The 8235-nt window shown below is 39.0% G+C and carries 7 protein-coding genes; 3 read left to right on the forward strand and 4 right to left on the reverse strand.

All coding sequences use genetic code 11. The features are described from left to right. A partial coding sequence (locus tag LC605_RS29270; protein ID WP_229550951.1) for a WD40 repeat domain-containing protein occupies nt 1-2376 on the forward strand: 2376 nt, incomplete at its 5' end. Nucleotides 2377-2573: 197 nt separating this feature from the next. Here LC605_RS29270 and LC605_RS29275 read toward each other — a convergent pair. Beyond that, on the reverse strand, nt 2574-3152 hold the full coding sequence (locus LC605_RS29275; RefSeq protein WP_229550952.1) for a hypothetical protein: 579 nt from the start codon (nt 3150-3152) through the stop codon (nt 2574-2576). A 946-nt stretch (nt 3153-4098) separates the two neighbouring features. On the opposite strand from LC605_RS29275, the gene LC605_RS29280 reads away from it, so the two are divergent. Next, complete coding sequence (locus LC605_RS29280; protein ID WP_229550953.1) at nt 4099-5058, forward strand: orange carotenoid-binding protein; 960 nt, start codon at nt 4099-4101, stop codon at nt 5056-5058. A gap of 274 nt (nt 5059-5332) precedes the next feature. On the opposite strand, the gene LC605_RS29285 is transcribed toward LC605_RS29280, so the two are convergent. Next, complete coding sequence (locus LC605_RS29285) at nt 5333-6217, reverse strand: glycoside hydrolase family 75 protein (RefSeq protein ID WP_229550954.1); 885 nt, start codon at nt 6215-6217, stop codon at nt 5333-5335. A gap of 246 nt (nt 6218-6463) precedes the next feature. On the opposite strand from LC605_RS29285, the gene LC605_RS29290 reads away from it, so the two are divergent. Continuing rightward, a complete protein-coding gene (locus tag LC605_RS29290; protein WP_229550957.1) occupies nt 6464-7033 on the forward strand; it encodes a Uma2 family endonuclease in 570 nt (189 codons plus the stop codon). An 86-nt stretch (nt 7034-7119) separates the two neighbouring features. Here the strand turns inward: LC605_RS29290 and LC605_RS29295 are convergent, their stop codons facing one another. After that, a complete protein-coding gene (locus tag LC605_RS29295; RefSeq protein ID WP_229550955.1) occupies nt 7120-7455 on the reverse strand; it encodes a XisI protein in 336 nt (111 codons plus the stop codon). Next, nucleotides 7443-7859 carry a XisH family protein gene (locus LC605_RS29300; RefSeq protein WP_229550956.1) on the reverse strand — a complete coding sequence of 139 codons (417 nt, stop codon included), beginning with the start codon at nt 7857-7859 and terminating at the stop codon, nt 7443-7445. Before LC605_RS29300 ends, LC605_RS29295 begins: the two co-directional genes overlap by 13 nt. Between the last annotated feature and the right edge of the window lie 376 nt (nt 7860-8235).

An 8235-nucleotide genomic window follows, 5' to 3' on the forward strand; every position in this document is an offset into this window, starting at 1 on the left:
AAAGCTTTAGATGAAGCCTTAGTATGGGCTGTTGGTAAACGTTTAAGTAATTCCGATTATGAATTTTTACAATCAAGTCAAAAAGTTGCTACAGAATTACAGATTGAGGTAAATCAAAAATTAGCATTAGCTAGTCAAAAATTAACATTAGCTAATCAAACCGTTAAACAAAAATTAGCTGATGCGAATAAAAAAGCAAAATACATAGTCTGGATTGGGGGAACTATCGCAACTATCCTGATCCTATTAAGTGTGATTGTTGGACAAAATCAACTCCAAACAGCTAAGGAAGCTACAAGACTTACACAAGTTGGTTCTAACGCTGCACAACAATTTCAATCTAAACAACTTGAAGCTTTACTTTTAGCTATGAAGGCTGGAGAAGATTTCAAACATCTGGTGCAAAATCAGTCTGATTTGGGAGAATATCAAACCATCACTCCCTTGTCTGCTTTACTGAATATCCTCGTGAATATTCATGAATATAATCAATTTGATACTGGTCAAACAGCACTCAATCATCTCACTTTTAGCCCTGATGGGAAAATTATTGCTTCGGTTAGTGATGACGGTACTATTAAACTTTGCCAAGCAAATGGAACTGCGATCGCTACCATAAAGGCGCATAAAGAAAAGGTAAATTTTATTAATTTTAGTCCCGATAGTAAAACTATTGCTACGGCTAGCCAAGATGGAACTATTAAACTTTGGCAACTAAATGGTACTTTAATTAAAACTATCTTTGCACATCAAGATAGGATTTTAATCACTAGATTTATTTCTGCTAAAACTTTGATATCCCTCAGCAAAGATGGAACTCTAAGACTCTGGCAGCTTGATGGGACTCTGATGAAAATTATTTCACTTAAAAGTCATGAAATAACCAGTGCTAATATCAGCCCTAATGGCCAAATTATTGCTGTTGGGAATGAACAAGGAAATATTGAACTCTGGAAAAGTGATGGTACTTTTATCACAACCATTGTTGGGCATGAAGGTTGGGTGACAAGTATTAGTTTTAGTCCTGATGGAAAAACTATTGCTTCGGGTAGTGATGATAAAACTATTAAACTTTGGAAAACTGATGGTAGTTTAATTATAACTATCCAGGGGCATACAGCTAGGATAAATGCTGTCAGTTTCAGTCGTGATGGTAAAATAATCGCTTCTGGTAGTAGTGACCAAACTGTAAAAATCTGGCAACTGGATGGTACTCTAATTAATACCCTAGTTGGACATGGCGATTCAGTAGCTAGTGTCAGTTTTAGCCCTGATGACAAAATCATTGCTTCTGGTAGTGATGACGCATTTGTGAAACTATGGAAGCTGAATGCAGATATGATGACTAGATTCACTCAGCACAAACGCGCGATAACTAGCCTCAATTTTAGCCCTGATGGCAAAATTATTGCTTCGGGTGGTGACGATGGTACTGTGAAGCTATGGCAACGAAATGGAACTCTAATTGCTTACCTCGCAGGACATCAAGGTTGGGTAAATAGTATCCGTTTTAGCCCCGATGGTAAAACTATTGCTGTTGGTACTGATCTAGGAATTGCTAAACTGTGGAAAGTCAATGGGACTTTAATTCATTCTATAACTGGACAGGATGTAGGGGTAACAAGCGTTAGTTTTAGTCCCAACCAAGAAATCGTTGCTTTTGGTACTGACCTTGGTTCTATTAAACTTTGGAAGTGGGACGGAACTTTAATTAAAACCTTCGCTGGACAGAAAAATTGGGTGACAAGTGTCAGTTTTAGCCCTGATGGGAAAATTATTGCTTCGGGTGGTGATGATGGAACTATCAAATTTTGGAAAGCTAATGGGACTTTAATTACTACCTTGACTGGACATAGAAAGGATATTAATAGTATTAGTTTCAGTCCCGATGGCAAAATTATTGCTTCTGGAAGTGCAGATCAAACTATTAAACTTTGGAAAAGTGATGGAACTCTTATTACTACCTTGATTGGACATCGTGGTTCAGTAACTTGCGTCAGCTTTAGTGCTGATGGAAAAATTATTGCTTCTGGGAGTAGAGATCAAACTATTAAACTTTGGAAAAATGATGGAACTCCTATTACTACCTTGACTGGACATCGTGGTTCGGTAACAACCGTCAGTTTCAGCCCTGATCACAAGATTATTGCTTCTGCTAGTAAAGATGGCAAGCTGATTTTCTGGAGTTTGCAGTTAGACGATTTACTCGCACAGGGATGTGTTTGGCTCCAAGACTATTTTCTCACTCATCCAGAAGCTCACAATAGTCTGGGTTTTTGTAGCGATCGCACTGCTCATAATCTTCTTTACCCAGAATATATTTCGAGTATTTTTGAACGGTTATTTTGGAATACAGTGTGGAAAACCAAAATCTAGATTTTATAAGGCTTTGAGAATTGTGGTGAGAAATCCGGGTTCTCAGTTCGCGTAGCGTCCCGCAGGGAAGGAGTAAGTTTGTATAGTAGCAAATTCCATTCGCCCAATACTTTTTAAACAACCTCTAAGACATATTTAATTTCACCAGATGTCTATCAATTATGGTTCCTTCGTCTAAAGTTGAATTGACCGCTAATTCAATCTGGGAAAGCCAAACCAGTCATCGGGTCACGGATATACAATCCTAATGTGAGACTACGCATCACTTCATCCCAAATGGGGATTAGCGGCTCTGCTTGATCTGCCCAATAATCGAATGTAATCAGGCACTGAACATTTGACCCCAAACCAATGCAAGTCCGCGAAAAAGCTTCCCGTGGCTCTGCTTGGGTATCAATGAACTTCATCTCTGTCCAGACAATCCTGGCAGTTTGGCGCTTGACTGTAAAGATTTCTCCCTTGGCAATGACATTGCGACTGTCGTCGTCCATGACTTTCTTCAACGTGGATTTTAGCGGAAACTGACTCCAGTCATTGGGTGGCAAGCGATTGAAAGATACCTCCAGGCAGCAATCATCGTTCGGCGGTTTTTTATCGAGGAACTTGAAAGATTTCTCTTGTGGCTCAAAAACCCAATTCTGGGGAACATTGAAGCGAACAGCGCCTCGATCTGCGACAAAAATCTTGTAGCCTGATGGAGATTCCCAGCGATGGTCAGGTTTTAGTTCAAGCGTTTCTTTAATCCACTGGAGATTGCTCTTTTTACGCTTTGCCATAATGTTTTTGTGATCTCTGCTGAAGAGGGCGTCACCGATAGCGTAGCGGTAGCGAGTCCGCGAGCGTCCGCAGGAGCGTCACAGCCCGTCGTAGACATTGCCCTGTATGTTAATGTTATCAAATTGCTAGGATTTTGAGTAACTATTATATTGAAGAAATAAGATTTTAGGGATTTTATTAGGACTTACGCAAAATAATGAAGAAACGAACCGCTGAATTTAGGACTTACGCAAAGGCAACGGAAAACGAACCACAGAGGACGCAGAGGCCACAGAGGAATCAGAGTTTGAGAGGGTTTTTGCGTAAGTCCTAGAATTAACAATTCAAAATTCAAAAATAAGTTTTTTTAAGAAAGCTGGTATCTAATCCTTTAAAATCAATCGGGGGTGGCAGGTGTGTTGTCACGCAGTGCAAGACACTTTACTAGAACGCCGCGATCGCACTGATCTCCATAACGGTGCAGTTGAGCTAATGGAGGCTTGCATGAGACTGACTTGACTTTATTTAGCCCAACCTACGCCTAAAGATAAATCTGCTGCAACACATACAGTAATTAAAAAAAACTAATTTAAGCAATTACCAAATTCTATCTTTATTGCCGAAAAAGTTAAAAATAATATAGATATGTCTACATAGATAGATGCTATATAGTTAAATATCTTACTTTAGAAAGATATACTTTCAGAAAACTATATTAAATGGGTCAAAACTTGAAAAAAATAGTAGATATACATTTCATTCAATGATCTTCATCAGATAAATATTATAAATCTTAGTCTTTTGTTAACGTTGACTAGTTATGATGGCAGAGTAGAGAATGATGATTGAAATTTGGATATCTAGAGATAATTGTCTCATCTAGGAAAAATGCCCTAGATTTATCCCCAAGCTGCAAAATCTAGGCGAAAGCAACTACTGAATAGGTCAATCTTTAAGGTAATAACCATGAATTATACTATTGAATCCGCACGCAATATTTTTTCTAGCACTCAAGTGGCAGATGCTGTTCCAGCCACCACAGCAATGTTTGCTGAACTCAATATTGACGATCAATTGGCATTTCTCTGGTATGCCTACGCTGAACTAGGTCGTACAATTACTCCAGCTGCTCCCGGAAAAGCTAATCTCCAATTAATGGAAGGCATATTCAACGAAATTAAGCAGATGTCTCATGAAGAACAAACGCAATTAATGAGAGATTTAGCAAGTAATGCTGATACTCCTATCAGTCGTTCTTATGCATACTTTGGTGTCAACGCTAAACTGGGATTCTGGTGGCAGTTAGGAGAGTGGATGAAAGAGGGTATTGTCGCTCCTATGCCAGTTGGCTATCAAATGTCAACTCAAGTTAAAGCAGTGCTAGAAGCTGTTCAAAAAATCGATCAGAGTCAGCAAATTACTGTACTACGCAATACTGTAGTAAATATGGGATTCGATCCGTCTCTGGCTGATAGCAAACAGGCACAAGTCATAAACTTTAAGTTCCCACGTACATCCCTAAGTCCCCAATTTACTATTGAGGGAGTTACAGAACCGACAGTACTGAAATACATTGAAGCCATGAATGCAGATAACTTTGAAGCTGCTGTTGCTTTATTTGCTAACAATGGTGCGCTGCAACCACCCTTCCAAAAACCAATTGTTGGTCGAGAAGCGATCACTTCCTACTTACGAGATGAGGGACAAGGGTTAGTGATGAAGCCAACCAAAGGCGTTTCGGAAACTATAGAAGATGGTTATACACAGCATAAAATTACTGGTACAGTCGAAACTCCTTGGTTTGGAGGTAATGTTGGGATGAACATTGCTTGGCGATTTTTACTTGATCCTCAAGGTCAAATTTACTTCGTGGCTATTGACTTACTTGCTTCTCCGAAAGAACTACTGAACCTAACTCGCAAGTAAAATTTATTTGCTCTCTTAATACAAAAGCAATGGCGCTTGTCTAATGGCTTTTAAAACATCCTCTAAACGCCATGATGATCATCAAATAAAACCTCAATTAATGCTCGTTTCACCCAGAACCGAGCTTCAGTAAAATGTAGGTAAACGAGCAATACTGCGTAGATTTTGCCTAAAAAATAAAAATGTGTAGGTTGGGTTTCGTTCCTCAACCTAACCTCGCCCTCACAAAAAGAATGTAGATATGCAACCAAATTTTTAGGTGCGATCGCACTTTTTATAGTGACTTAATGCGTTCTACACCACCCCATATTTCAAAGAATCGTTTAGTTTCAGCTTCTATCTCTGAACTTGTTCTTGGCTTTCCATTGCCAGAACCGGGGAAAACAACATAAACGATGTTTTTGGGAATTCCCCGCCTGACTCTTAAGCGCACCAATGGATCGTTTCCAAGAGCGTAAGATAGAGCTATTGAACCTTCCCCTATCTGGTTTTTAGGCCCAACATCAGCATAAATTGCAAAAGCCAGTTTTTCGTTATTAGTGTTGTAAACAACTGCAAAATCTCCTAATTTAACCCCTGTAATTTTTCTAAAATCACTATTTCCCGGAAGAACAATATACGGAATCTTTGTTGAATCAACATATCTACGTGGATCTTGTTTGACACATTTAGAGTCAAATAATGCAGTTGTAGAAATATAGTATCCGGGACATGGATCAGTACTGCCCTGAATAAACGGATTGCCGTCTCTATCTACAGATAGTGCCCACCAGTTACCCGGTTGCCCAGCATTTGCCAAAAAATCAATCCCTGTATCTACTGGGTGATAAGCATTAGGCGCACCATCAGCATTAATGCTCATGCCTGCTTCATAAAAAAATGCAGATTCTCCATCTGCCTGGTAAATAGGAATTTCACCAATTTCAATAACAGTCTTGATAGGAAAAATTGTGGCTGGACTAAGAAATTTATGAGCTACAAAACCTTCTAAAGTTTTTCCTTCGAGAATAGTTGCAACTTTCCACCACTTCTCATTATCCGAATCTTCGATTTTAGATACGATATGTGCTTTTGGAAGAACTGCTATTCGATTGGTATCGTCAACAAGAGGTGCTAAACGTATATTCAAATTATCTGCTGTTACTTTGAATTGCTGCATAGTTTACTCAAAATTTAAAAATTAAAAAAAATGTGCTTATGGTATTCCTAATATAGGACTCCGATTTGATTTTTGAAAAGATACAGCAGATTGCAAAAGTTCCTAATACCCCAATACCCTTGGGTTAGCGCCAAAACCTGACAAAATTAAGATTTGTTTTGTAGTTAATAAATCTGTGATAAAATAATATTGTTGTCTTATAGCCAATGCGATGCCTCTGGCGGGCTACGCCAACGCCTACCACCTATGATTTCTACCATCTCGCGCCGCTACAGCTTGGATGAATATCGGGCGATCGAAGAAAAAGCCGAAGGACGCAGCGAATATCGAGATGGAGAAATTGTACCTATGGCCGGAGGGACACTCAAACACAGCCGCATCGGTCGGAACATTTTGACCTATTTTAGTACTGTGTTACGCGATACTCAATTCGAGCCAATTAACAGCGATTTACGGCTGTGGATTCCCGAACCTCGACGCGGGGTATATCCAGATGTAATGGTTTTTGACGGCGAACCACAACTAAATGCTGAACGCTTAGATGAAGTTTTAAATCCCACGCTGATTGTTGAGGTTCTATCTCCTTCCACCGCAGATTACGACCGACTCAGTAAATTTCGGATGTATCGCTCAATTGCGAGTTTTAGCGAATATTTATTAGTCGAGCAAGATGAACCTTTTGTTGAACGCTATAGTAAACAAGCTGAAGGTTGGTTGCTCAGTGATTTTAACGGCTTAGAGCTATCTATTTCTTTAGATTCAGTTAGTATTGAATTGCCGATGGCGGAAATTTATCGCGGTATTGTTTTTGAGTAAAATACCTCTGGCTTTTTTCGACAACGCACCCCCTTGAACGGTTACTAATAAACAGAGATTTTTCTGTTATTACTTTTTAGACAAATTCACGCTACGCCATATTGCGTATATTGACGCAAGTAAGATGGCTGTAATCCTAAAACAATATCCTCTCTAGGTACTCCCATCTCAGTCAAATCTTCAGCAATTTGGATATCGGTCATATTATGCTGAATCCATATCTTTTCATCTTTGATATCGAGATGTATCACACAATTATAAATTCGGTCATATCCATCCCAACCAATCTCTAGAATCTGATAATGATCTCGCGCCGTATCGAATATCAATTGGATTTCAACATCTTCCTCTGAAGGTTTGTAACTGCCATAATTTGTTAGTAAATTCTGAATATATTCACGATATTGATCTAGCTTTGCCATTGCACAATCACCTCAACTTTTGGATCGTAAACTATTAACATAACTTGATACTCTTGTACTGAAGTTTGGGCAAAGTCTCGGCTAAATAGTGAGCGATAGGTTGAGACTGGAACTGCTAAAAACAAAACTCGTTCTGGCTCCCTGAGTCGCAGAGCTAATCGATAATTGAGAAATTGCCCCAAAGCCGCGTGGTACTCAAACAGTTCTGAATCCCCCAAAAAACTTTTAATCTCAACAGCAATTTTTTCAGTTCCTCGCTCGGCTGCTAATATTTTTTCTGCACCTAAATCGACTGACATTTTATCTTTGGCAAACTTAACAACTAGCGGATCATGAGTGATAATCCACCCTTCTTTTTGCAGTCCTCGTTTGACGGCTTCGTGAAAAATGTCTTTTGCAGACATGGATAGAACCAGAACCCAATACCCTTATCATACCGAACCATTGTCAATCAATGCAATAACACACCCTACGCGAGGAGTGCGATCGCCTACTGATATGATAAAGGCGCATTGCGATTTGCGACAACGCACCCTATATTTATTAGACGGTGTTTATAAATAAAATAGAGCTTACACTGGCATGGGTTGGTCGTTATCGCCGACTGAGTAAGGATTACGAATATCTGACGCAAACGAGTGAAACCAACCATGATAAGTACCTATGCAAAATAAATTGTATATTATGGAAATAGTAATGTAAAATATCTTCTTGGTCACAAGAAGGTCAAAAAAATGCGATTTATTAAAGATTTAACTATTGATACAATCAAATTACTTA

The organism is Nostoc sp. CHAB 5836 (assembly GCF_020829445.1).
Classification (GTDB): Bacteria; Cyanobacteriota; Cyanobacteriia; order Cyanobacteriales; family Nostocaceae; genus Nostoc.